General features: G+C 62.0%; 22 protein-coding genes. 11 read left to right on the forward strand and 11 right to left on the reverse strand.

The annotated features are described in order from the left end of the window. Nucleotides 1-211 precede the first annotated feature (211 nt). Nucleotides 212-1,162, forward strand: coding sequence for a nitronate monooxygenase family protein (locus M7H45_RS09975; RefSeq protein WP_298216552.1), 951 nt, complete (start codon nucleotides 212-214; stop codon nucleotides 1,160-1,162). 4 nt (nucleotides 1,163-1,166) lie between these two features. Here the strand turns inward: M7H45_RS09975 and M7H45_RS09980 are convergent, their stop codons facing one another. From M7H45_RS09980 to M7H45_RS10000, 5 genes are all read right to left on the reverse strand, one after another. Next, nucleotides 1,167-2,030, reverse strand: a complete 864-nt coding sequence (locus M7H45_RS09980) for a TauD/TfdA family dioxygenase (protein WP_298216553.1) — start codon at nucleotides 2,028-2,030, stop codon at nucleotides 1,167-1,169. Nucleotides 2,031-2,101: 71 nt separating this feature from the next. Then, nucleotides 2,102-2,524, reverse strand: a complete 423-nt coding sequence (gene arfB, locus M7H45_RS09985; RefSeq protein ID WP_298216554.1) for an alternative ribosome rescue aminoacyl-tRNA hydrolase ArfB — start codon at nucleotides 2,522-2,524, stop codon at nucleotides 2,102-2,104. Between the two features lie 37 nt (nucleotides 2,525-2,561). Beyond that, nucleotides 2,562-2,861, reverse strand: coding sequence for a 50S ribosomal protein L28 (gene rpmB, locus M7H45_RS09990; protein WP_298216556.1), 300 nt, complete (start codon nucleotides 2,859-2,861; stop codon nucleotides 2,562-2,564). A 96-nt stretch (nucleotides 2,862-2,957) separates the two neighbouring features. Further along, on the reverse strand, nucleotides 2,958-3,209 hold the full coding sequence (locus tag M7H45_RS09995) for a hypothetical protein (RefSeq protein ID WP_298216558.1): 252 nt from the start codon (nucleotides 3,207-3,209) through the stop codon (nucleotides 2,958-2,960). Nucleotides 3,210-3,277: 68 nt separating this feature from the next. After that, a complete protein-coding gene (locus M7H45_RS10000; protein WP_298216560.1) occupies nucleotides 3,278-5,137 on the reverse strand; it encodes an ABC transporter ATP-binding protein/permease in 1,860 nt (619 codons plus the stop codon). A 10-nt stretch (nucleotides 5,138-5,147) separates the two neighbouring features. On the opposite strand from M7H45_RS10000, the gene M7H45_RS10005 reads away from it, so the two are divergent. Both M7H45_RS10005 and M7H45_RS10010 read left to right on the forward strand, forming a co-directional pair. After that, nucleotides 5,148-5,981, forward strand: a complete 834-nt coding sequence (locus M7H45_RS10005; protein ID WP_298216562.1) for an NUDIX domain-containing protein — start codon at nucleotides 5,148-5,150, stop codon at nucleotides 5,979-5,981. Nucleotides 5,982-6,035: 54 nt separating this feature from the next. Further along, nucleotides 6,036-7,979, forward strand: coding sequence for a Hint domain-containing protein (locus tag M7H45_RS10010; protein WP_298216563.1), 1,944 nt, complete (start codon nucleotides 6,036-6,038; stop codon nucleotides 7,977-7,979). Nucleotides 7,980-8,003: 24 nt separating this feature from the next. On the opposite strand, the gene M7H45_RS10015 is transcribed toward M7H45_RS10010, so the two are convergent. Next, nucleotides 8,004-9,410 carry an APC family permease gene (locus M7H45_RS10015; RefSeq protein WP_298216564.1) on the reverse strand — a complete coding sequence of 469 codons (1,407 nt, stop codon included), beginning with the start codon at nucleotides 9,408-9,410 and terminating at the stop codon, nucleotides 8,004-8,006. 94 nt (nucleotides 9,411-9,504) lie between these two features. Further along, nucleotides 9,505-11,460, reverse strand: coding sequence for a primary-amine oxidase (locus M7H45_RS10020; protein WP_298216565.1), 1,956 nt, complete (start codon nucleotides 11,458-11,460; stop codon nucleotides 9,505-9,507). Nucleotides 11,461-11,673: 213 nt separating this feature from the next. Here M7H45_RS10020 and M7H45_RS10025 point away from each other — a divergent pair, with 213 nt between their 5' ends. Then, entirely contained in the window at nucleotides 11,674-12,705 is a 1,032-nt protein-coding gene (locus tag M7H45_RS10025; protein WP_298216566.1) for an AraC family transcriptional regulator, read from the forward strand. A gap of 26 nt (nucleotides 12,706-12,731) precedes the next feature. Further along, on the forward strand, nucleotides 12,732-13,280 hold the full coding sequence (locus M7H45_RS10030) for a nucleoside triphosphate pyrophosphatase (protein WP_298216568.1): 549 nt from the start codon (nucleotides 12,732-12,734) through the stop codon (nucleotides 13,278-13,280). Here M7H45_RS10030 and M7H45_RS10035 read toward each other — a convergent pair. The 3 genes from M7H45_RS10035 to M7H45_RS10045 are packed head-to-tail and all read right to left on the reverse strand — an operon-like array spanning nucleotide 13,210 to nucleotide 14,344. Then, entirely contained in the window at nucleotides 13,210-13,638 is a 429-nt protein-coding gene (locus M7H45_RS10035) for a helix-turn-helix domain-containing protein (RefSeq protein WP_298216569.1), read from the reverse strand. The two genes, M7H45_RS10030 and M7H45_RS10035, sit on opposite strands and share 71 nt — an antisense overlap. Then, a complete protein-coding gene (locus M7H45_RS10040) occupies nucleotides 13,638-14,150 on the reverse strand; it encodes a Smr/MutS family protein (RefSeq protein ID WP_298216570.1) in 513 nt (170 codons plus the stop codon). The genes M7H45_RS10035 and M7H45_RS10040 overlap by 1 nt, the downstream gene beginning before the upstream one ends. Further along, nucleotides 14,147-14,344: a DUF1192 domain-containing protein gene (locus tag M7H45_RS10045; protein ID WP_298216572.1), complete on the reverse strand. Its 198-nt coding sequence runs from the start codon at nucleotides 14,342-14,344 to the stop codon at nucleotides 14,147-14,149. The genes M7H45_RS10040 and M7H45_RS10045 overlap by 4 nt, the downstream gene beginning before the upstream one ends. Before the next feature lie 124 nt (nucleotides 14,345-14,468). Here M7H45_RS10045 and M7H45_RS10050 point away from each other — a divergent pair, with 124 nt between their 5' ends. Then, entirely contained in the window at nucleotides 14,469-15,041 is a 573-nt protein-coding gene (locus M7H45_RS10050) for a DUF1013 domain-containing protein (protein ID WP_298216574.1), read from the forward strand. Nucleotides 15,042-15,186: 145 nt separating this feature from the next. Here M7H45_RS10050 and M7H45_RS10055 read toward each other — a convergent pair whose 3' ends face one another. Next, nucleotides 15,187-16,302, reverse strand: coding sequence for a PA0069 family radical SAM protein (locus M7H45_RS10055; protein WP_298216575.1), 1,116 nt, complete (start codon nucleotides 16,300-16,302; stop codon nucleotides 15,187-15,189). Nucleotides 16,303-16,443: 141 nt separating this feature from the next. On the opposite strand from M7H45_RS10055, the gene M7H45_RS10060 reads away from it, so the two are divergent. The 5 genes from M7H45_RS10060 to M7H45_RS10080 all read left to right on the forward strand — a co-directional run bounded on the left by M7H45_RS10060 (nucleotide 16,444) and on the right by M7H45_RS10080 (nucleotide 21,002). Continuing rightward, nucleotides 16,444-17,817, forward strand: a complete 1,374-nt coding sequence (locus M7H45_RS10060; protein ID WP_298216577.1) for an NRAMP family divalent metal transporter — start codon at nucleotides 16,444-16,446, stop codon at nucleotides 17,815-17,817. A 12-nt stretch (nucleotides 17,818-17,829) separates the two neighbouring features. After that, nucleotides 17,830-18,033 carry a hypothetical protein gene (locus tag M7H45_RS10065; RefSeq protein ID WP_298216579.1) on the forward strand — a complete coding sequence of 68 codons (204 nt, stop codon included), beginning with the start codon at nucleotides 17,830-17,832 and terminating at the stop codon, nucleotides 18,031-18,033. After that, entirely contained in the window at nucleotides 18,026-18,472 is a 447-nt protein-coding gene (mntR, locus tag M7H45_RS10070) for a manganese-binding transcriptional regulator MntR (RefSeq protein WP_298216580.1), read from the forward strand. Before M7H45_RS10065 ends, mntR begins: the two co-directional genes overlap by 8 nt. A gap of 63 nt (nucleotides 18,473-18,535) precedes the next feature. Beyond that, the gene (locus M7H45_RS10075; protein ID WP_298216582.1) at nucleotides 18,536-19,693 is read left to right on the forward strand and encodes an iron-containing alcohol dehydrogenase; all 1,158 of its coding nucleotides are present in this window, start codon (nucleotides 18,536-18,538) and stop codon (nucleotides 19,691-19,693) included. Nucleotides 19,694-19,775: 82 nt separating this feature from the next. Beyond that, nucleotides 19,776-21,002, forward strand: a complete 1,227-nt coding sequence (locus M7H45_RS10080) for an ABC transporter substrate-binding protein (RefSeq protein ID WP_298216584.1) — start codon at nucleotides 19,776-19,778, stop codon at nucleotides 21,000-21,002. Nucleotides 21,003-21,056: the final 54 nt, after the last annotated feature.

The raw sequence follows: 21,056 nt of genomic DNA on the forward strand, positions 1-21,056 counted from the left end.
CCTTAGAAGCCTAACGGGCCGTCATTTCCTCCTTTGAGCGCGCATCCGGATGGAGAAACCGCTTGAGCCCTCGTTCGGTCCAAGCGGATCACAGGGGGTCGGGGATGTCAAGCGTCAACCATATGACCCATCTTGCCCGCCCGGCTCACTTCGCCCAATATGCTGCTGAGCGCGCCGGCGAAAGGCGGGCCAGCAAAGCAGGAGGAATTACATGTCCATGCCGGATTTGTTCAAGAACCGTCTCTCCGTGCCGGTCATCGCCGCGCCCATGTTCATCGTCTCCACCCCGGATCTCGTCATCGCCGAATGCCGCGCCGGGGTGGTGGGTTCATTTCCCTCTCTCAACGCCAGGCCATCCGGTGTGTTCGAGGAATGGCTCCAACGGCTGCGCCGGGAACTCACCGGCAATGATGCGCCCTTCGCCGTGAATCTCATCGTCCATAAAACCAACCAGCGCCTGATGGAAGATCTCGAACTTTGCGTGAAATACGAAGTTCCGGTGATCATCTGTTCGCTGGGCGCGCGGCCCGAGGTCAACGAGGCCATTCATTCCTATGGCGGCATAGTATTTCATGACGTCATCAATGACGAATTCGCCCACAAGGCCATCGAGCGCGGCGCCGATGGCATCGTCGCCGTTGCAGCGGGGGCGGGCGGCCACGCCGGCACCATCTCACCGTTCGCCCTGGTGCAAGAGATCCGGGCATGGTTCAACGGCCCGCTCGCGCTTTCCGGCGCCATCGCCCACGGCAACTCCATCGCCGCCGCGCGTGCGCTGGAGGCGGATTTCGCCTATATTGGCTCTCCGTTCATCGCGACGCGGGAAGCCAATGCCGCCGAAGCTTATAAACAGATGATCGTCGATTCGACTTCAAAAGATATCCTCTATTCGGATGTCTTTTCCGGTATCCATGGCAATTATCTCATTCCTTCCATTGTAGCGGCGGGTTTCGATATCGCCAAGCTCAAAACCCAGGCCGGCGGCAGCATGGATTTCGGCGCCAGGGTGGATGAAACGGGCGGCGCCAAGGCATGGCGCGACATCTGGGGCAGCGGTCATGGCATCGGCGCGGTACAGGATATCGTGCCGGTGGCAGAGCTGGTGGACCGCCTCGCGCGGGAATACCAGGCGGCGTTGAAACGTCTCTGCGCCGAAGCGTGACCGGTCAGGCGGGACGGTCACCCGCCAAAATGACCCGGTGCATGACGCGGCGAAAGCCGTGATAATCGTTTACCGGGTTATGCAACACGCAGCGATTATCCCAGAACGCGAGCGAACCCGGCCGCCATGAGAAGCGGCAGGTGAATTCCGGCCGCGCCTGGTGCGTGAATAAATAATCCAGCAATGGCGCGCTTTCCGCCTCCGTCATGCCGGCGAATCTCGTAGTGTGGCCATAATTCACATACAGCGCCTTGCGTCCCGTTTCCGGATGCGTGCGCACCACAGGATGCTCGGCTTCATAAATATCCTGCGCATCGGCGCGGGCGCTGTCCCGCAGCCGGTCCTCTCGGGTCTTGGTCGTCTCGGCTTTCACGCTGCTGTTTACGGCGCGCAACGGGCCCAGCATTCGTTTCATGCCCTCGGAAAGCGCATCGTAAGCGGCATAACCGCTGGCGAATAAGGTGTCGCCGCCATAAGGCGGCACTTCCCGCGCGATCAGCAGAGTCGCCATCGGGGGAGAGTCCAGATACGCCGTATCGGTGTGCCAGAGCCCGCCGAAATTCGTGGTCTCATGCTCCAGCTTGATGATGGGAATCACCTCTGGCGCCTCAGCTAGACCTTTGACAAAAGGATATTCGGTCACCTCCCCGAAGCGGCGGGCGAAATCCGCGAAGGCCTTGGGGCCAAGCGCCTCCTGGTCATGGAAAAACACCACCCCGTGCCGGAGCCAGACCTCCCGGATCGCGGCAATGGTCTCCTCTGGCAAGTCCGGCGATATTGTCACGTCCTTGATTTCCGCGCCAATGGCTCCCGCCAGTCGTCGCACCGTTAATCCTCTTTCCTTGATCTCATTATTGATTGTGAGCATCGTTCATTCCTCCTGGAACGAGCATAGCCAGCCTGGCCCGACCGCCTCAAGCTACGCCTCTCGCGCGGTGTTCAGGAGAACTCTTGGGCACCGCGCTGGCGCTTGAGCGCGCCACGCCGGGACTTGGTCTCCAGCCGCCGGGTCTGGGCGGCCTTGGTCGGCTTGGTCGCCCGCCGGGTTTTTGGCTGCGTTGCCGCAGCACGGATTAGGGAAAATAATCTATCCCGCGCCGCCTCACGGTTGCGGAGCTGGGAACGGTAGGTTTCCGCCTCGATGGTCAAAATCCCATCCCGGCTCAGCCGCCTGCCCGCCAGCCGGGCGAGGCGGGCCTTCACCGGTGCTGGCAAGGTCGTATTGCCCCCAAGGTTAAAACGCAACTGCACGGCGGTGGCGGTCTTGTTAACGTTCTGGCCGCCTGCCCCCGTGGCGGTGACAAAAATTTCCTCCAAATCGGTGGAATCGATCTGGAGGGTCCTGGTAATCTCAATCAGCATCTTAAAGCCAGCGGGCGGGCCGGGCTCAACCCCGCTCTCAGGCGGCCTGCGCCCCTCTCTTGGCCAGGGCGCGCTCCAAGCGGCGTTTGAGCGCCAAACCTTCATCTGTCAGCTTCGCATCGGCATGGGAGAGCAGAAACGCGTCCAACCCGCCATTATGTTCAATAGTACGGATGGCCCGAGTTGAGAGTCGCAGCCGGACCGCCCCCAGCGTGTCGGAAAGCAAGGTGGCGGTTTGCAGATTGGGCAGAAACCGGCGGCGAGTCTTATTATTCGCATGGCTGACATTATTGCCAGATTGCACGGTCTTTCCGGTCAGGTCGCAGCGGCGGGCCATGGTGCTCTATCCTCAAAACAACGCAAAGAGGGCCAGCGCAGGAGCCAGCCCGGAATTCGATGGCGGCTTATGGCGGAACCGGCCCGGCCCGTCAAGCTAATGAGGCTGGTCCTTCTCGGCCACGGATTTCATTTCTCCGCTTTCAATGCTTTCGATGGCATTGCGCAAAATCTGGACGACCACATTGTCCGGCAGGGCGCGCGTGAGCAGCCCGATGGCCCCGCCCAGAAGAGCCGAGGCGATGGCAAGTTCCGAGATGTCCTGCCCGCTCATATATTCGATCGCCTTATCCACCACCGAACCCGCATGGCTCAGTTCACGTTCCGGGGGAGGTTGCCTGTCTTCCATGTCCGCCTTTCCTATGTGTCTCGGCTCTTAATCTGGTGTGGCGGGGCGGCGCGTCCAGCCCCGCCCTGTCATTGCGCCGCCGCGACGCCCTCCACCAGCGGCGCGGCGATCTCCGCGACAGCCTGGGCTGCCCACATCCCGGCATACACGCCCCCAGCCGCAAGCAGGCTGGCATGAGTGCCACGTTCCACCACCTGGCCCTCTCGCAACACGAGAATCTCATCCGAATCCGTGACGGTGGAAAGCCGGTGGGCAATGACCAAGGTGGTGCGGTGGCGGGCCACCGAGCGAAGCGCCGTGGAAATCTCCTGCTCGGTCGCCGTGTCCAGCGCGCTGGTGGCCTCGTCCAGGATGAGAATGCGCGGGTTTTTCAAAATGGTGCGGGCGATGGCGACACGCTGCTTCTCGCCACCCGAAAGCTTGAGTCCGCGTTCTCCCACCCGGGTTTTATAGCCTTCCGGCAAGGAGACGATGAAATCATGAATCTGGGCGAGCCGCGCCGCCTCCTCTACTCCCGCCCGCGTGCAGCCAGGGCGCCCATAGGCGATATTATAATAGATGGTGTCATTGAACAGCACCGTATCCTGCGGCACCACGCCGATCGCCGCCCGCAGATCATGCTGGCGGTAATCCCGCACATCATGCCCGTCCACCATCACCCGTCCCGCGGTGGCGTCATAAAAGCGGAACACCAGTCGGGAAATAGTGGATTTCCCCGAGCCGGTGGGGCCGACAATGGCTATTTTCCGCCCGGGCGGGGCGATGAACGAAACGCCCTTCAAGATTTCCCGGTCCGGGTTATAGGCGAAATGCACGTCCTCGAAGCGTATCTCAACGGGTGGTCCCTGCGCCGCCAGCGGCAAGGCATCCGGCTTGTCCCGTACTTCCTGGTTGATGCGCAGTAAAGAAAACATCTGCTCCATATCCACAAGCCCCTGGTTGAGGGTCAGATAGGTGAAGCCCAGAAAATTCAACGGCACGTAAAGCTGGATGAGATAGGTGTTGACCAGCACGAAGCTGCCCACGGTCATTCTATGAGTCACCACCCCATGGGCGGCCATCAGCATCATCACGCCAAGCGCCAGGGAGATGATGATCGCCTGGCCGATATTAAGGGCGTTAAGGGAAATCTGCGATTGCACCGAGGCTTTCTCATAGCGGGCCAGGCTTTCATCGAAGCGTCTGGTCTCGTGCGCCTCATTGCCAAAATACTTAACCGTCTCGTAATTCAGGAGGCTGTCGATGGCCTTGGTCTGCGCCTCGTTATCGGTCTCATTCATGGCCCGGCGGAATTTCGTCCGCCAGGCCGTGAAGGCGAAGGTGAAGGCGATATAAAATCCAACCGCGACGAGGGTGATAAGCGCATACCAGATATTGAAAAGATGCCAGAGCATGAAGGCGGTGAGAAGCAGCTCGATGATGGTGGGCACCAGGTTGAAAGTGGCGAGCCGCAACACGGACTGGATGCCGAGCGTGCCTCGCAAAATGATGTTGGAAAGCCCGCCGGTCTGCCTGTCCAGATGGAACCGCATGGAAAGGGCGTGGAGGTGCTCAAACGTCTTGCGTGCCACCACCCGGGAGGCGCGCATCTGCACACCCGCGAACAACGCATCCCGTAGCTCGCCAAAGGCGGCAGCGGCGATACGCACCGCCACATAGCCGCCAATGAGCGCGGCGGGCAGGCCGAGCGGACCGGCCGCATGGGTCAGCCGGTCAACGAGATGGCCGTAAACCACCGGCACATAAACAGTGGCGAGCTTGGCCAGAATCATGGCGATGCTCGCCAGCACCAGCTTCACGCGTAACCCGGTCTCGCCCTGGGGCCAAAGGTAGGGCAGCAGGGACAGAATGGTGCGCAAAGACCCCTTGGGTTTGCCGGAAACGGCTGGGGCGGGAGGGGGGTTGGCACGGGCGGCGGAACGGGTCATGAACCAGCACATGGCACCGGACGCTGGAATTGCAAAGCTGTTGAGCGATATCGAGGCCTGCCACTCCGCCCGGCTGCCTGATGGGCGACTGCTCCTCTACGCTGGGCCGCATCATATTGGCTATGTCAAACCGGCGCTGGCCGAGCGCCTGCGCGGAGCCTCCCCTGGCATTCGCCTCTCCGCCGGGCGGGTTGATTTGCCGGAGCGCCTATTGCCCCGGCTGAACGAATTGGCGCGGGCGGCCGGGCTTCCCGTCCGGGGCGAGAATTTCGACATACGCGCCACTCCGGACGGGCCATCGCTCGGCGTGCTGGACCGGGGCGCGCTGCCCAGCCTCGGCGTGATCGGCACTGGCGTCCATCTGAACGGGCTAGTCGCCAAGGGGGAGGGGGTGCATCTCTGGGTGGCCAAACGGGCCGCGACCAAAAAGCTGGACCCGGGCAAGCTCGACCACCTAGTGGCGGGCGGCGTTCCCGCCGGTTTCACCCCCTTCGCCGCCTTGCTGAAGGAAGCAGGCGAAGAGGCCGGTCTCGGAGAGGATATTGCCCGCCAAGCGCGGGAGGTCGCGCGGTTCCGCTACGATATGGAGCGGCCGGAAGGGTTGCGGCGGGATTTCATCTATGCCTATGACCTGAATTTGCCGGAAAGTTTCGTCCCCCAACCCATGGATGGCGAGGTGGAGCAATTCTTCCTCTGGCCGTTATCACGTGTAAAAGCGGCGTTGATCGAGACCGGAGACTTCAAATTTAATGTCATCCTGGTTCTCACCGACCTTCTGCTGCGCCACGGGCTATTCCCAGCCGGGGCGGCCGCGCAGCTGCGGACCGCGCTGTACCGGTCATAGGTTAGCGCTCCATTCATTTTTTTACGAAAAAATCCCGGCCGTGAGAGGTTCGGGATGTCAATTGACAGCGCTTATGAGTCCACGCTGAGCACCCTTCAGGCCATTGCCGGGCAAATCGGCCCAGCTGGTTTGACCGCAAGCCAGGCGGGACAGCTTGACGCTTTGCTCGCGAGCCTCGGCGAAGACCCTTACACCCAGTTGATTCTAAACAGCGTGATCCAGGCCGGCGGCGCCGCCGGCACCACCCAGGCGGCTTTCAGCGCCCTCATCGATCAATGGTTTCTGGGGGCGGACGATCCCGCGCCGCTCCCTGGCAACACCATGGTCAACTTCGCCTCTGCGCCGTTATTTCCGGTAAGCTGGAGCGGTGCCTACCATATGGTGCAGCAAGGCTATGAAAATGGCGATTGCTGGCTGGTGGCGGCGCTTGTCGAAGCAGCGGCCATCAGCCCCTCCGACCTGACCTCTGCCATCTGGGCGAATGGCAATGGCACATATGGCGTCCGTTTCTACTCACCCACCGGGCCACAATATCTCACCGTCAATGCGGATCTCATGGTTCTGCAAGGGCAAAGCGGTTTTATTAGCGGCGAGGGGGCGAACTCCACGGATGGTACACTTTGGGCGGGGTTGCTGGAGAAAGCCTATGCCGAGGCGCAAGGCGACGAAATCGCTTTTTCGCTGAGCACGGATGGCGCCTATTCAGCGCCCGGCGCCAATAGCTACGCCACGCTGCAAGGCGGCTGGGACGAGATGCTGAAGGCCCTGACCGGCCGCACCGTGAACAATTATGGGCTGGGCAATATAGCGGCGCTCGCGCCGGGCGGCACGGTTTACCAAACGGTCAGCTATGATCTGCAAAACGGGCTGGACGTTCTCCTTGCCTCGAATACCGACGTGCCGGCCGACGATCTCATCGGCAATCACATGTACGCGGTGACAGGCATCGACCTGACGACCGGAAATTACATCCTCACCAATCCCTGGGGGCAAACCGACCCGGCCGATGCGGAGACCTCGCTCTCCGCCGCCCAGTTGAATGCCCTAACCGGCGCGGGAGATGTAATTCTCGCCGCGGATGGCGGGCTCCTCACCGCGCCGCCCCCCGTGCCGAATTGTTATCTGCGCGGCACGCTCATCCTCACGCCACGCGGCCTGCGCCCAATCGAGCGCCTGGTGATCGGCGACGAGGTCATCACCCGCTTCGGCGGCCTCCGGCCCATAAAATGGATCGCGGAACAGAAATTTCCAGCATATTTTCTTAAAAAAAACTCCCCCCTCGCCCCGGTGCGGATCGCGGCTAACGCTCTGGCTGAGTGTGTGCCCAGGCGGGACCTCCTCGTCTCCGCCGGGCATTCCATGCTGCTTGGCGACGTCCTGGTTCTGGCGGGGGACCTCGTGAACGGCGTTACCATCACCCAGGCCGAGTTATACGGAGACATTCATTATTTCCACATCGAACTCGACACGCATGATTGTATCTTAGCCGAGGGCGCCTGGTCGGAAACCTATGCCAATTGCGCCAGTCACCGCGCGCTCTTTCATAACGCGGCGCAATACCGGGCCCTCTATCCGCACGAACCCGCCGCGGACGCACCGCGGCTTTGCGCGAAGCGGCCCGAGGCCGGGCCATTGCTGGACGCCGCCCTTTTTCAGATCATCATACGCGCGGAGCGGGCCGCGCGGCCACCGCGTATGATCGGCTGTATCGAGAGGCTGGACGAGAAAATCCAGGGTTGGGCGGCAGATGCCGCCAACCCTGGTCTGCCGGTACGGCTGAAAATCCTTTGCGGCGCCGCCCCGCCCGCCATCTGTCTCGCCCGGGGGCCGCGTCCGGACATCCATGTCCCGGGTCTGGAGGTGAACCGTGGCGGATTCCAGTTTCCTCTGCCAGCCGGCATGCGCGCGGCGGAGATCGTCATCGGCCATGCCCTCACCGGAGAGCGTTTAGAGTTCTGGCCTCAGCTGGCCCGCGCCTCGATGGTCGCCACGGGTTGACAGAGGCCGTTACGGCGGCCCTCCTCATCCCTCCATGTCATTGGCGATGCTCGCCAGAACCTGGGGTGATTTGTATTTCAATACCAGGAACCACACGAGACCAATCGCCATATAAATAACAAAGGCCGGGGGAAGCGCGTTGAATGGCGCCGTTGGATAAGGCACCACGGAACTATAAATTACAAATCCCATGAGAGCCGTACCCAATAAACCTAATACGATATAAAATGGCTTACCGGCTCCGTTGCGGTAGGCGTCCACCGGCGCGGTAATGCATACACCGAAGTAAACGATGACGAAGCCATAGGTCGCGATCGTCCCGGTTAAACCGAAGGCCCCCAGGAAACCTTGAGGCAGCAGGGCCAGAATGAGGGCGAGCGTGATGGCGCCACAAACCAGCACCGCCACATGGGGCGTTTTATGCCGTTTATGAACCAGCCCCATTGAGCCATGCAGGAATTGATAGCGGCCCATCGAGTATAGAATGCGCGAACTGGCGTTTAAACAGGCCAGAGCACAGGCAAAGGCGCTGACCAGCGCCGCGAAATAGACGATCGCGGCGGCCCAGGGTAAGCCCGCCTTGTCGGTCATGGCGGCAAAAGGCGAGGCGCTGCCGCCAATCGCCCCGGCATCGTCATCCATGCCCATGATCATGCAATAGCTCAGAATGATGAAAAAAACGCCCGCGGCGGCAGCAGAGCCGATCACCGCGAACGGAACGTTTTTTTGCGGGTCGGCCGATTCCTTGGCGAGCGTCGCCGCGCTTTCGAAGCCGACGAAGCTGAACACGGCGAACACCAGCGCGGACATAACAGCCCCGAATTTAATCCTGCCAATGTCCAGCTGCACAGGGTCCACCACCGTACCGTGCTTGCCTATGACAATCGCGGTGATGACGATGATGATCCCAATGGAAATGGATTCCAGAACCAGAGCGGCACGGGATGAAAGCTGAATATCCCGATACGCCGCGAACACCACCGCCCCCAGAAACAGAATGGTGATCACGACCATTTCAGGCGTGGATAGAGCGATATGAAACACTGAAAGCAAATTGCCGAGAAATAAGGGCACCCCCACCACCACCGCCGCAGCCGTGGCGATATACGCCAAAACCATAGCCCACCCCGCGAGCGCGCCACAAACCGGGCCAAAATTACGGCCGATATAAACGAAATAGGATCCCGCCTCGGGGTGCCTGCGGGCCAGAATTGAAATGCACCCCCCCACGAAAATCAAGCCGATGGTTGCAATCAGATAGGCGAGCCATGACCCCACCCCCGCCAGCCCCGCCACCACCGATATATTCAGTGCCGGGGTGAGCGTTGGCGCGATATTGGCAATCGATTGTCCCATCATCTCGAAGCGGTTGAGCACGCCACGTTTGAGTTGTGGGGATGAATGCGCGGCGATATCCGTGGTAGCAACCATACAAAACACTCCTGTTGCAAAGCCGGGCCGGTTCGCCCGGCCCATTTAGCGTCATTGATAAAAAACGGATGCAAGCGCCGTGCCGGGCAGAAGCCTATCCTCCGCAGCAGCTCCCGCCATGCAGCTTGCTGGCCTTGTTTATGCCCGGCGCGATATCAATGCCCGGATTCTGGTCGAAAAACCCGAGCGGCATCAGTTTGAAGCCGGTTTTGATGCAAGGCTGAACCGGAAAATCTTCGGGACGCGGCTGATGATGCAGTCCAAATACGTGCCAGAGAACGAGATTGGTATTCTCGATATTCCGGTCCTGTTTCACGAAATCCTCCACCCCCCCGGTTCCGTCGGAATGGTTCATATATTCGCCGGCGGGGTAGCGCTCCTCCTCGGCGAATTTCGTCACCCAGAGATGATTGTTCATGAAGCCCGACCGAACCCCCGAAGGCGAGCCCGGCTTGAAATAGGGTGTGAGGGTGGATTCCGGCATTAGCTTGTATCCCACGGGGCGGCCCGTATGGTTCAGCTTGTTGGGATTGATCACCTTCCAATACCGGTGGGTAGCCGGGTTCGCCTTGCGGCACGCCTCCAATTCGGTTTTGAGAATTGTATCCTGTTGGTAAAAGGCATTGCCGTACGGGTTCTTGGCCTCATCTTCCTCAGCGTAGCCGTTGCATTCGACAATGGAATTTCCCGGCCCGTCCACCGCCATCTCCAGCCGCGCGCAAAAAGCGTGCTGATGGATATGGCCTTGAAGGCCGGGCGCGACCTCCACGCCATATTTGGTCGGGTGCCCGGGCAGGCAGGCGGAGGTATTGATGATGCCGGTGGCCTTCATGACGAATTCGATCATTCCGGCTTGGTCCAGATGCCAATAGAAGGCATATTCATAATTACCCACGGTGCAGATGAAGGAAATGACCAGTTTTCGGCCCCGCCGCACTTCCGTGCGCTCGGTCCGGAAGTCCCAATGCTTCCAGAGAATGCCGTCATCCTCCTCATGAATACAGATGGCTTTATCGATATGAAAAATCTCGCCATTCATGGTGTTCAAATCAGCGTCGAGATAGGCGATATGCCCCAGGCAATCGCAGCCCAGTGTGAGGGAGTTGGTCAGTTTGCCCAACCCGTATTCGCCAATATCGAAAACGTTTTTGCGAAAATGCCCATTTTCCGGCACGCCGTAGGGCACCACCATCTCGGCGATGGAAGCGCGGTTGACGATCGGCCGGCCATCGTAGGAAATGTCATGAAGCGTGAGGCCCTCGCGCGCGTTGAAGCCGATGACGCAACTCCATTTATCCCAGGTGATCACGCGGCCATCGAGGCTGAAGCTCGCGCCTTCGGGCTGAACGATATCGAGCGGCTTGAGCGCCGGGCGGAACTCTTTGCGGAATTGGGCCTCGTAATTGAATTCCTGCATCGGCACGGGCACCACCCCGTAATCATCGACACGAATCACCTTGCCGGCCTTGATATCCACCACCGCATTGATGCCCTCGATGGGATGGGCATAGAAATTTTCGTCTTTATAAAGCCTCAGCCAGCAGAATGTATGAGAAAGATAGCCCTCCTCCTCCCCGGCCACGCCAAAATTCCCCGCCGACCACGGGTCAACGCACACCATGCTCATATCGGTGATGCCCCGCTTGGCGCAGGCGGCGATAAACTCGGGATTGGCGCGAACGATATCCTCGATCTGCACGAACTGCTCGAGCTGGATCATGGGCCGGGCATGGGGGAAATAATTCCTGGATGTGATCACCGCGTCGGTCAGAGATAGCGTAAGTCGCCAGATGCCCGGCTCATCCTGGCGGAATACATTTGCCCTCGCCTCGCGCGGCCAGGATCTTCCCTCGGTGAAGGCCGTCAGCGCCTCGCGCGGCGGCTCCTTCAATTCAATGACTTCGAACAAAATCCCCGCTCCAAAATCCCGGTCGGCCCGGATCACAGCCACGGCTTGGCGAATTTCATCCGCATCGAGCGGCGTGAACGGATGGCGCAATACCGGCGAGACCGCTGGCGCCGTGGCAACGGGGAGATGAAGATCGTCCATTATATCACTCCTTGATTTGCCTTTTAATTGTACAAAGCCTTTCAGCTCACCGCAGATTACATCTCAGCCGCCCCGGCATGCGCTTGACATTTCGCGCCGTTTTTCATGAAATCGTTCAGCAGCGCCTATGGTTGCATTTTGTATTGTCAATTTTTTGCCTACTTAATAGGCTTTGATCTGGAGCGGCGGGACGTGCAAAGGAGAGTATGACCGATGATGCCGCAACCAGCCGCCCCTCGTATTGCCGCCGCCGCCGCCAGCGGGGTGACCAAGCTCATCGGTAAATGCGGCGGCGACGCGGAACGCGTCATGAAAGCCGCCCATCTCCAGCCAGCGGATCTGGCCGACCCGTCCCGGCGCCTCGCCTTGCATCATTACTGCGATCTTTTCGAAATTGCCGCCCGTCATACCGGAGCGGGAGATTTCGGCCTGCGCTTTGGCCTGCAATACCGCACGGAGGAGATGGGACCTCTCGGGGCGCTGATCCTCGCCTCGCCTGATCTCGGTACCGCCTTGCGCAATCTCTGCCTTTATTTTCCCGCTCTACAAGACCATTCCTGTTTGCGTTTGCGTGAAGACGCGGGCCTGATGGCGCTCGAATACCAGATCACGGATGGGCGAATTGCCCAACGCCGGCAGGATGCGGAACTCACCCTCGCCATTTTCGCTGGTATCTTCCGGCGCTGCCTGGGTCCAGGCTGGGCACCAGCGGAAGTGCAGTTCGAGCATCTTCGCCCGCCGGAGGCCATGGCCGCCGAGTCCGCTTTCGGCGCGCCGGTTTATTACAGCGCCCCGCGCAACGCCCTATTGTTTCCGCGCGCCGCGTTGCGAACGCCCATGCCCGGTGCCAACATCGCGCGGCTTCCGGTTTTGCAAACCGCGCTGGGCGAGATGGCGGCCGCCGCCGGACCAGAAGACTTTATCGGCCGGGTGTTGAGTCAAATCCGGGCTGGATTTGCCAGAGGCGAAGCGGGGATAGATGACGTCGCGGCCCGGCTCGGGTTAAGCCGGACCGGATTATATCGCCGTCTGGCCCGGGAGGGTGAGGATTTTTCAAAGCTGACCCGGCGCGTCCGGTGCGATCTCGCCAAATTCTACGCCGCCCAGCCCGGCATATCTTTTACCGAGGTCGCCTTGTTGCTCGGTTATTCGGAGTTGAGCGCCTTCTCACGGGCGTTTACCCGCTGGACGGGGCAGTCTCCGGCGCGCTACAGGCAAGCGTGCCGGCACCACCACCCCGCCTAATTCTCGCCAGCAGCTCTGCCAGCCGCATGGCCATGCTATCGGCCGCCGGGGTGCACTGTGTCGCCATGCCGCCGGATATCGACGAGCAGGCTTTGAAACAAGTTTTTCCCGGCCCCGCCAGCGCTTTGCCCGGCGCGTTGGCGCTGGCCAAGGCCCGCGCCATTTCCACCCGCATGCCAGACGCGCTGGTGATCGGCGCAGACCAAATCCTGCTTTTCCACGGCGGGCTCTTTGACAAGCCCCATAGCCTCGCCGTGGCGGCGGCCCAGCTGCGCGAGCTTTCCGGCCAGACGCACGAACTCATCGCCGCCGTGTGCCTGATGCGCGGCGGCGCGCCGCTCTGGCAGCATTCGGAGAGCGCCTCGCTGACCATGCGTCCATTTAGCGAGGCATTCCTCACCGATTATCTTGACGCCGAGGGCGAGGCGCTGCTGCATTCCGTCGGCGCTTACCGGCTGGAGGGGCTGGGCGCACAGCTTTTCGAGCATGTGCGAGGAGATTATTTCACTGTGCTGGGCCTGCCGCTTCTCGCTTTGCTGGGCGCCCTGCGCGCCGAGGGCGTTCTGAAGGTGTGACGGGCCGCGCCTGGTCCAGAAGCGCCTGGATGGCGGTCACGGTTTGGGCGTCTAAATGGCGTAATTCGCGGGCGAACCGGTTGGCCAGGGCGGTCTGCGCGCTGGTCAGCCCGGCGCTGTTCAGTTTGAGGCGCGGACGGGATTGCCGGGCGAGCGCTGCCAAATCATCCGCGTCGTCCCAAATCAGCCCGAGATATTGACAGATCTGGTGAATGAGTCCGGCCGAGGCCGTGCCGCGCCACCCATGCTCCAAGGCGGAGAGATAAGCGGGGGAGACCTCCAACGCCGCCGCCATATCCTTGAGCTTCAAACCGCGCTCCTCGCGCAGGGAACGCAACTTCTCACCCAAGGGTGTCATTAGTGCCGCCTCCGGCGCAGCAACACCCGCACCGCGCCATTATTACGCGCATGCGGATGCGCAAGGCCGAGTATGAACGGCCGCAATTGCGGGTGGTTGAGCCAATGCGGCAACTCGCGAGCCAAAATATCACCATTGCCAGTGATGATCTCGACACAGCGCAGCCCGGAGGCATAGGCGACATCAAGAAATCGTAAGACCTCCGCATGAGCCTGGGCCGCGGTATGGCCGTGCAGATCGAGCCGCGCCTCGGCCCGCATGCGCTGGGTACGGAATTTCGCCCAGGTCGATTTGTCCAGGCCCGGCGGCGCGAAATTCACCCCGAGCCAGCCAGCCGGCGTGGCCATCGGCGCAACCTTGCTCTCCCTGGTGAGCGGAGCGGGCGGGGCGCTCAGCGAGGCTGGCGGGGGAGGTGGCGGCGGGGCTTTCCCCGGAAAAACCCTATGCAATGTGCGGCCATAGGCCGCCCACAGCTCCAGCTCCTCCTCGCTCAGCCCTGTCTTCCGGGTCATCCCGGCGGCTTGAAAAACAGGGATGCCGCCGCCGCATGCGCCCGTTTGGCGGCGATGGCGCCGCGCACCCGGGCGATTTCCGCTTCGAGCTCGCTGATATAAAGCGTCAACTCCTCAACACCAAGCGCATCCAGGGCCAGCGGCTCCAGCAGGCTTTTCTTCCGGGGGGGCGGGTCATCATCGGAAAAACTCATGGCGGTCTTGACCAGCAGGGGGCAGGGGTTCGATAAGCCGCTCCAGTTATACTTGCGCGGCCGACGCGCGTCACTATGTCCGTTCCGGGCGCCTCGGCCCGAAACGAGAGAAGGTTATTGGCCTATGTCTTTGCCCTTGATGCCCAAAGCCACCGCGGTCTGGCTGATCGAAAAAACCAGCCTGACCTTCGATCAAATCGCGGATTTCTGCGGCATGCACCCGCTGGAAGTCCAGGCCATCGCCGATGGCGAGGTGGCGCAGGGAATTGTTGGATATGACCCCGTCGCCAATAAGCAGATCACGGCGGAGGATATTCAGCGCTGCGAGGCCGATCCTTCCCTGCGGCTCAAGCTTTTGCCCCAGCCCGAGATGCACAAAAAGCTGAAAGGCGGCCGCTACACCCCGGTAGCCAAGCGCAACGACCGGCCGGATGCCATAGCCTTCCTGTTGCGCACCTACCCGCAACTCACGGATTCGCAGATTATTCAGCTGCTTGGCACCACCAAGGACACCATCCAGAAAATCCGCGACCGTAGCCATTGGAATAGCGCCAATATCAAACCGCGCGACCCGGTGATTCTAGGGCTATGCAAGCAGTCCGACCTAAATGATGCGGTCGCCACGGCGAATGAGCGTCTGAGCCGCGAGGGCTTGCCACCCCCGCCGCCGCCCGGCTCGGGCAGCGAGGCGGCCTGATTTGCCCAATGCCCGCCGGTAGGCGAGCAGCACGCATATTTCCTCGGCGCAAAGCCAAAGAAAACAGAGTCCGGCCAGGGCCGAGATGAGACCGATTCCCCAATTGGGATTGGCCATGAAAAGACCAGTCACAGCATTTCCTTTTCTAAAACAAGGTTAGTTGCCGGGTTTCGGCGTCTGCGCCGCCTGGCACCCGAAAGCGCGACAACTCCAGAGACCTGCCGGGTTTATCCAGCCCCAGCCGCCGCGCGGCTTTCACAAAACGCTGGGTCAACAAGGCCCCATAGGGGCCGCTGCCCTGAAAGCGGCTGTGAAATTGCGAATCGTTCAGCCGGCCCGCCCGGGTTTGGCGGATGAGACTCAGCACGTGCGCGGCGCGCTCGGGCAAATGGGTCTGCAGCCAGTCCGTGAACAACGCGCCGAGTTCGTGCGGCAACCGCAGAAGGGTCATATGGGCGTTGGCCGCTCCCGCCGCTGCGGCCGCCGCAAGAATGGCTTCCAGCTCGGCATCGTTCAGCCCGGGAATCATCGGCGCCGCCATCACCCCCACCGGAATGCCCGCTTGGGCGAGCTCCGCCACGGCGGCCAGCCGGCGGGCGGGGGATGAGGCGCGCGGTTCCATGGCGCGGGCCAGCACCGGGTCCAGGGTGGTGATGGAAATATGCACCTTGGCTAGTCCCTGCGCCGCCATGCGGGTTAGTATGTCCTTATCCCGCGTTACCCCCGCCGATTTGGTGACGATCCCCACAGGATTGCCGAACCGTTCCAGAACCTCGAGAATCCCCCGGGTGAGAGCCAGCGTCCGTTCGACCGGCTGATAAGGATCGGTATTGGAGCCAAGCACGATGACGCCCGGCTTATAGCCGGGGCGCGAAAGCTCTTTTTCGAGGAGTTTCGCCGCGTCCGGCTTGAAGACGATCTTCGTCTCGAAATCGAGCCCGGGGGAAAACCCAAGATAGGCATGGCTCGGCCTGGCGAAACAATAAATGCAGCCATGCTCGCATCCCCGGTAGGGGTTGACGCTGGTTTCAAACCCAAGATCAGGGCTGTCATTGCGGGTGATAATGCGGCGCGTGGCGTCCCGGATCAGCGTGGTGGGCGGCTTTGCCGCTTCCTCCACCTTTCCGGCCCGCTCCCAGCCATCGTCAAACACTTCCGTCCGCGTTGCCTCGAAACGGTTGGGCGGGTTGCGTCCGGTGCCACGTCCCTTCGGCCCAGCGGCGGGCGGGTTGGGTTTGATACTCAGCGCGGTCACCGGCATGTTCGCTCTCCGTTCTGGTTTGATTAAGATCGTTTCACACTGGTAAGTCAAGAACAAAAAAAGAACGAATATGACGGATTGCTAATTTGTAGCTGATGGTACAAATTCATGCCGGTGCCACACCTGCGGAAGCCCAATTCCATGACCTCGCTTGATCATGCCGGTTCGCCTGCGCCGCCCGCCGCGCCTGGCGGCTCGGCCTCCCCCCTGCGCGAGGACGCCTTGCGGGCGCGTGACCGCCTGCGGGTGGTCTCGGCCCGTCTTGCCCGGCGGCCCCTCACGCTGCTCTGGCTGCTGATCGGGCCAGGCGTACTCGCCATGCTGGGGGAAAATGACGGCCCGAGCATGATCTCCTACGCCACTACGGGTGCCACCTATGGGGTCGGGTTCTTCATTCCCTTTATTTTGCTTACCTTCATGATGGCTTTCGTGGTGCAGGAAATGGTGGCCCGCTTGGGCGCCGCCACCCATCGCGGCCACGCCCAGCTCATTTTTCAGCGTATCGGCCCGTTCTGGGGCTATTTCGCCATGGGCGATCTCGTGCTGGGCAATCTTCTTACCCTGGTCACGGAATTTATCGCCATCCAGGCGGGGGCGCTCTATTTCGGTATCCCGCCCGTTTATTCCGTCGGCGCAGGCATCGCGATCACCATTGCCTCCCTCGCCACGCGACGCTACGCCACCTGGGAGCGGGTGGCGATGGCGCTGGCGGCGTTCAACCTTCTTTTTGTACCCGCCGCCTTGCTGGCCCACCCGGATGGAGCCGCGCTGCTGCGCGCGCTTGTCAGTTGGGGACCGCTGCCGGGCGGCATCCACACGGTTTTCGTTTTACTCATTCTCTCCAATATTGGCGCCACCGTCACACCCTGGATGATTTTCTTCCAGCAAAGCGCGGTGGTGGATAAGGGGCTCACCGTGGCGGATCTGCCTCAGGCCCGGCTGGACACCGCCCTCGGCGCCACCATCGCCGCCATCGCCGCCATCGCCGCCGTCCTGGCCAGTACGCCGCTTTTCACCCACCATGTGCACACCGTGCAATTTGCCACCGCCGCGGATTTCGCCACCGCGCTGCGCCCCTATCTCGGCCACACCGGCGCGGCGCTCTTCGCGCTGGGAATGATCGAGGCGGGGCTGGTGGCGCTGATGACCATATCGGCGAGTTCCGCCTACGCGTTTGGCGAGACGGTCAATGCGGGCAACAGCCTCAATCTCGATTTCACCGAGGGCCGCCGGTTTTACGGCGTCGCCATCGCCTCGATCGTCTTTGCCGGCGCTGTGGTCCTCATTCCAGGCGCGCCGCTGGTCGCCATGACCCTCACCGTTAACGTCATCGCCACGCTATTGATGGCCCCCGCCATTCTGTTTCTCCTCATCCTTATCAACGATAAGGAAATCATGGGCGCGCAGGCGAATGGCACCGCCATGAACCTGCTCGCCGGCGCCATCGTCGTGTTCATCTCGCTGGCCGGCGCGGTATACGGGCTGGTCGCGGTATTTCCCCATCTGCTGGGTTGAAGGAGGTTAGCCTTGGCAGCGGAGCACAACCAGCCCCATCCGGTTCCGGTGGAAATTCTGGAACCCGCCCAGCTCGCGGCGGCCCGGCAAACGCCGCTGCCCCGGCGCGCCTTGCCGCGCGGCGTCGTCGCTTTGCTCTTTCTGCTGCGCATTTATGTACTCGTCGCGGTACCGCTGGTGGTCTACGCCTTCATACGGGCGCTGCGTCATGGTTGAGCGCGGCGTCCCCCCTCCCCCCGAGGCGCGCGGCTTCCGTCAGGCGCGCGCGGCCCGCTCCAGCGTTCTGTTCGAGGATTATACGGAACTCATCGCCGATCTTATCGCCACCCATGGCGAGGCGCGGATGACGGATATCGCCCGCTGCCTCGGTGTCGCTCATCCCACGGCCATCAAGGCGGTCGCCCGGCTCAAGCGGGCGGGGCTGGCGGCCGGGCGTCCCTATCGCGGCGTCTTTCTCACCGAGGCCGGGCAAGCCATGGCGGAACGGTCCCGCACGCGGCATCATCTGGTCGTGGCGGTGCTGCGTGCCGTCGGCGTCCCGGAAGACGCGGCCAGCGCCGATGCGGAGGGGATCGAACATCACGTCTCCGAGGCAACCTTGCACGCCTTCGAGGCGTTCTTGCGGAGGAAGGCGGATAAGCCGCAGCAGGAGTAAGGTCCGGCTGGTCACGCCCGCGCCCTCGCGGTAGCGTGGAGCGTGAAAAAACAGGAGGGAACGATGTCCACGATCATGCTGCCGCGAATGATCCGGGCGGGCGGAGGCGCGCTCAAGGAAGCGGGCGAGGCATTGGGGCTGCTCGGCCTTCGGCGGCCCGCCATCATCACCGACCGCTTCATGGAGGAAAGCGGCGCGGTGGAAAATCTGCGCGCCATCCTTGCCAAGGCGGGGATCGAGAGCCGCCTCTTCGCGGGGGCGGTGCCCGACCCCACCACCGATTGCGTGGATGAAGCGGCGCGCTTCGTGCGGGAAACGGGCGCGGATGCGGTGATCGGCTTTGGCGGCGGTAGCCCGATCGACACGGCCAAGGCTGCCGCCGTGCTGGCGCCGCGCCCGGGGCCGATGCGCGCCCTGAAGGCCCCGCATCAAGAAAACCGGCCCGGCCTGCCGATCATCGCCATTCCCACCACGGCGGGCACCGGCTCCGAGGCGACGCGCTTCACCATCGTCACCGACACGGAGACGGATGAGAAAATGCTCTGCGCCGGCTTGGCTTATTTGCCTACCCTGGCCATCGTCGATTATGAGCTGACGCTGACCATGCCCGCGCGCCTGACGGCCGATACCGGCATCGACGCGCTGACCCACGCCATCGAGGCTTATGTCTCACGCCTCGCCAACCCGTTCTCCGACACCATGGCCCTGGCGGCGATGCGGGCCATCTGGCCCAGCCTGCCTACCGCCTATCACGAGCCGGGCAACCGCGCCGCGCGGGAGCAGGTGATGTTGGGCGCGCTACAGGCGGGCATCGCGTTCTCCAACGCCTCCGTGGCGCTGGTGCATGGTATGAGCCGCCCCATCGGCGCGCATTTTCACGTTGCCCACGGTCTTTCCAATGCCATGCTCCTGCCAGCGGTCACGCGCTGGTCCATCGCCGGGCACGAGGCGCGTTACGCGGAATGCGCCCGGGCCATGGGCCTCGCCGATGACAGCACGGCGGATGCCATCGCCGCCCGCCGCCTCGTGGAGGCCTTAGAGGCCCGCAATGCGGAGCTGGCGGTGCCCAGCCCCCGCCAATACGGATTGGACGAGGCACGCTGGCGCCAGTTGCGGCCCTTGATGGCGGCCCAGGCCCTGGCCTCCGGCTCGCCGGGCAATAACCCCCGCGTGCCGGATGCCGATGAGATCGTGGCTCTCTACGATGAGGTCTGGAATTGATTGACAAGTCAGGGGGATGAGAAGAAGCTCGCGGCAAAATGAGCGGGAGAAAACACGTATGATCCTCAAATCTGGAAGCGGTTTGAATCGGCGTGGCATGCTGCGCGCGGGCGCGGCGGCGGGGTTGGCCAGTCTCGCCTTGCCGGAAACGGGCTGGGGCCAAAGCGAAACGCCGGTGAAAATCGGGAATATCGACCCGCGCACCGGCACCTATGCGGCGCTAGGCGAGAATCAAATTCGCGGCGCCACGATGGCGGTGGCGGAACTCAACCAGAAAGGCGGCATTCTCGGCCGGCCCGTGCAGTTACTGGTCGAGGATTCACAAGGCCTGCCCGGCCCCGCCATCGGCAAGGCGCAAAAGCTGGTCAACCAGGACAAGGTCGATTTCCTCATGGGCTCGGTCAGCTCCGCCGTCTCGGCCTCGCTCAGCCAGTTCGCGCAGCAGCATAATCTCATCTATGTGGATACGGGCGGCCATGCCGATGACATCACCGGCAAAAAATGCAGTTGGAACACCTTCCGCACCTGCTCCACCACCTGGATGCTGACCGCCGGCGATTTCGGTCTGTTATATAAGAAATTCGGTAAGAAATGGTTTTTCCTCACCCCGGATTATGCGTTTGGCCACGCGCTCTACGCGGATTACGTGGCCCAGCTGCAACAAGCGGGCGGCACGGCGGTGGGCAACGCGCTGGCGCCACTCGGCACCACAGATTTTTCCTCCTACCTCATCCAGGCCCGCGCGGCCAACCCGGATGTGCTGATCTGCCTTCAGGCGGGCGATGATCTCGTCAACTTGCTCAAGCAGGCCGTGCAATTCGGCATGGACAAGCAGATGGCGATAGCCGGCGCGATGCAGGAGCTGGAAGTGCTGGAGGCGCTTCCCCCCGCGGCTCTGCTGGGCTGGTGGACCTTCGAATGGTACTGGAATCAGCCCGGCGTGCCCCATGTCGCGGAATTCATATCCGCCTACAAAACCAAATTCGGCAAGGTGCCCACAGCGCGCTCCTGGTTTGGCTACGCCTCGGCCCATGCGCTGGCCCTCGCCGCCAACCAGGCGAAGACCCTGGACGCCCAGAAGGTGGCGAAGGCGCTGGAGGGGCTGGAATTGCCGCCAGAAATCGCGCTGCAACCCGGCAAATGCTATTACCGGGCCGAGGATCATCAGATGATCGCCAATATGTTTCCCGGCTCCGTGCCCAAGGGCGCCACCTATCCCAATCTTTTCGAGGTCGCGCAGACGGTGCCGGGCGGCACCATCGCCAAACCCCCGGCGGAGGCAGGCTGCCATATGGTTTATCCGGGCTGATCCCGCCCGGGGCGAGGCGCGAAATCTCACCGTTCAACCGCGCCGCGGCGCAGA

Source organism: Acidocella sp. (assembly GCF_027352905.1).
Classification (GTDB): domain Bacteria; phylum Pseudomonadota; class Alphaproteobacteria; order Acetobacterales; family Acetobacteraceae; genus Acidocella.

Excerpts from the sequence above, each read along its gene's own strand:
- M7H45_RS09975 (WP_298216552.1), top strand. The coding sequence starts at position 212 with ATGTCCATGCCGGATTTGTTCAAGAACCGTCTCTCCGTGCCGGTCATC.
- M7H45_RS09980 (WP_298216553.1), bottom strand. The coding sequence starts at position 2,030 with ATGCTCACAATCAATAATGAGATCAAGGAAAGAGGATTAACGGTGCGA.
- arfB (WP_298216554.1), bottom strand. The coding sequence starts at position 2,524 with ATGCTGATTGAGATTACCAGGACCCTCCAGATCGATTCCACCGATTTG.
- rpmB (WP_298216556.1), bottom strand. The coding sequence starts at position 2,861 with ATGGCCCGCCGCTGCGACCTGACCGGAAAGACCGTGCAATCTGGCAAT.
- M7H45_RS09995 (WP_298216558.1), bottom strand. The coding sequence starts at position 3,209 with ATGGAAGACAGGCAACCTCCCCCGGAACGTGAACTGAGCCATGCGGGT.
- M7H45_RS10000 (WP_298216560.1), bottom strand. The coding sequence starts at position 5,137 with ATGACCCGTTCCGCCGCCCGTGCCAACCCCCCTCCCGCCCCAGCCGTT.
- M7H45_RS10005 (WP_298216562.1), top strand. The coding sequence starts at position 5,148 with ATGGCACCGGACGCTGGAATTGCAAAGCTGTTGAGCGATATCGAGGCC.
- M7H45_RS10010 (WP_298216563.1), top strand. The coding sequence starts at position 6,036 with ATGTCAATTGACAGCGCTTATGAGTCCACGCTGAGCACCCTTCAGGCC.
- M7H45_RS10015 (WP_298216564.1), bottom strand. The coding sequence starts at position 9,410 with ATGGTTGCTACCACGGATATCGCCGCGCATTCATCCCCACAACTCAAA.
- M7H45_RS10020 (WP_298216565.1), bottom strand. The coding sequence starts at position 11,460 with ATGGACGATCTTCATCTCCCCGTTGCCACGGCGCCAGCGGTCTCGCCG.
- M7H45_RS10025 (WP_298216566.1), top strand. The coding sequence starts at position 11,674 with ATGATGCCGCAACCAGCCGCCCCTCGTATTGCCGCCGCCGCCGCCAGC.
- M7H45_RS10030 (WP_298216568.1), top strand. The coding sequence starts at position 12,732 with ATGGCCATGCTATCGGCCGCCGGGGTGCACTGTGTCGCCATGCCGCCG.
- M7H45_RS10035 (WP_298216569.1), bottom strand. The coding sequence starts at position 13,638 with ATGACACCCTTGGGTGAGAAGTTGCGTTCCCTGCGCGAGGAGCGCGGT.
- M7H45_RS10040 (WP_298216570.1), bottom strand. The coding sequence starts at position 14,150 with ATGACCCGGAAGACAGGGCTGAGCGAGGAGGAGCTGGAGCTGTGGGCG.
- M7H45_RS10045 (WP_298216572.1), bottom strand. The coding sequence starts at position 14,344 with ATGAGTTTTTCCGATGATGACCCGCCCCCCCGGAAGAAAAGCCTGCTG.
- M7H45_RS10050 (WP_298216574.1), top strand. The coding sequence starts at position 14,469 with ATGTCTTTGCCCTTGATGCCCAAAGCCACCGCGGTCTGGCTGATCGAA.
- M7H45_RS10055 (WP_298216575.1), bottom strand. The coding sequence starts at position 16,302 with ATGCCGGTGACCGCGCTGAGTATCAAACCCAACCCGCCCGCCGCTGGG.
- M7H45_RS10060 (WP_298216577.1), top strand. The coding sequence starts at position 16,444 with ATGACCTCGCTTGATCATGCCGGTTCGCCTGCGCCGCCCGCCGCGCCT.
- mntR (WP_298216580.1), top strand. The coding sequence starts at position 18,026 with ATGGTTGAGCGCGGCGTCCCCCCTCCCCCCGAGGCGCGCGGCTTCCGT.
- M7H45_RS10075 (WP_298216582.1), top strand. The coding sequence starts at position 18,536 with ATGTCCACGATCATGCTGCCGCGAATGATCCGGGCGGGCGGAGGCGCG.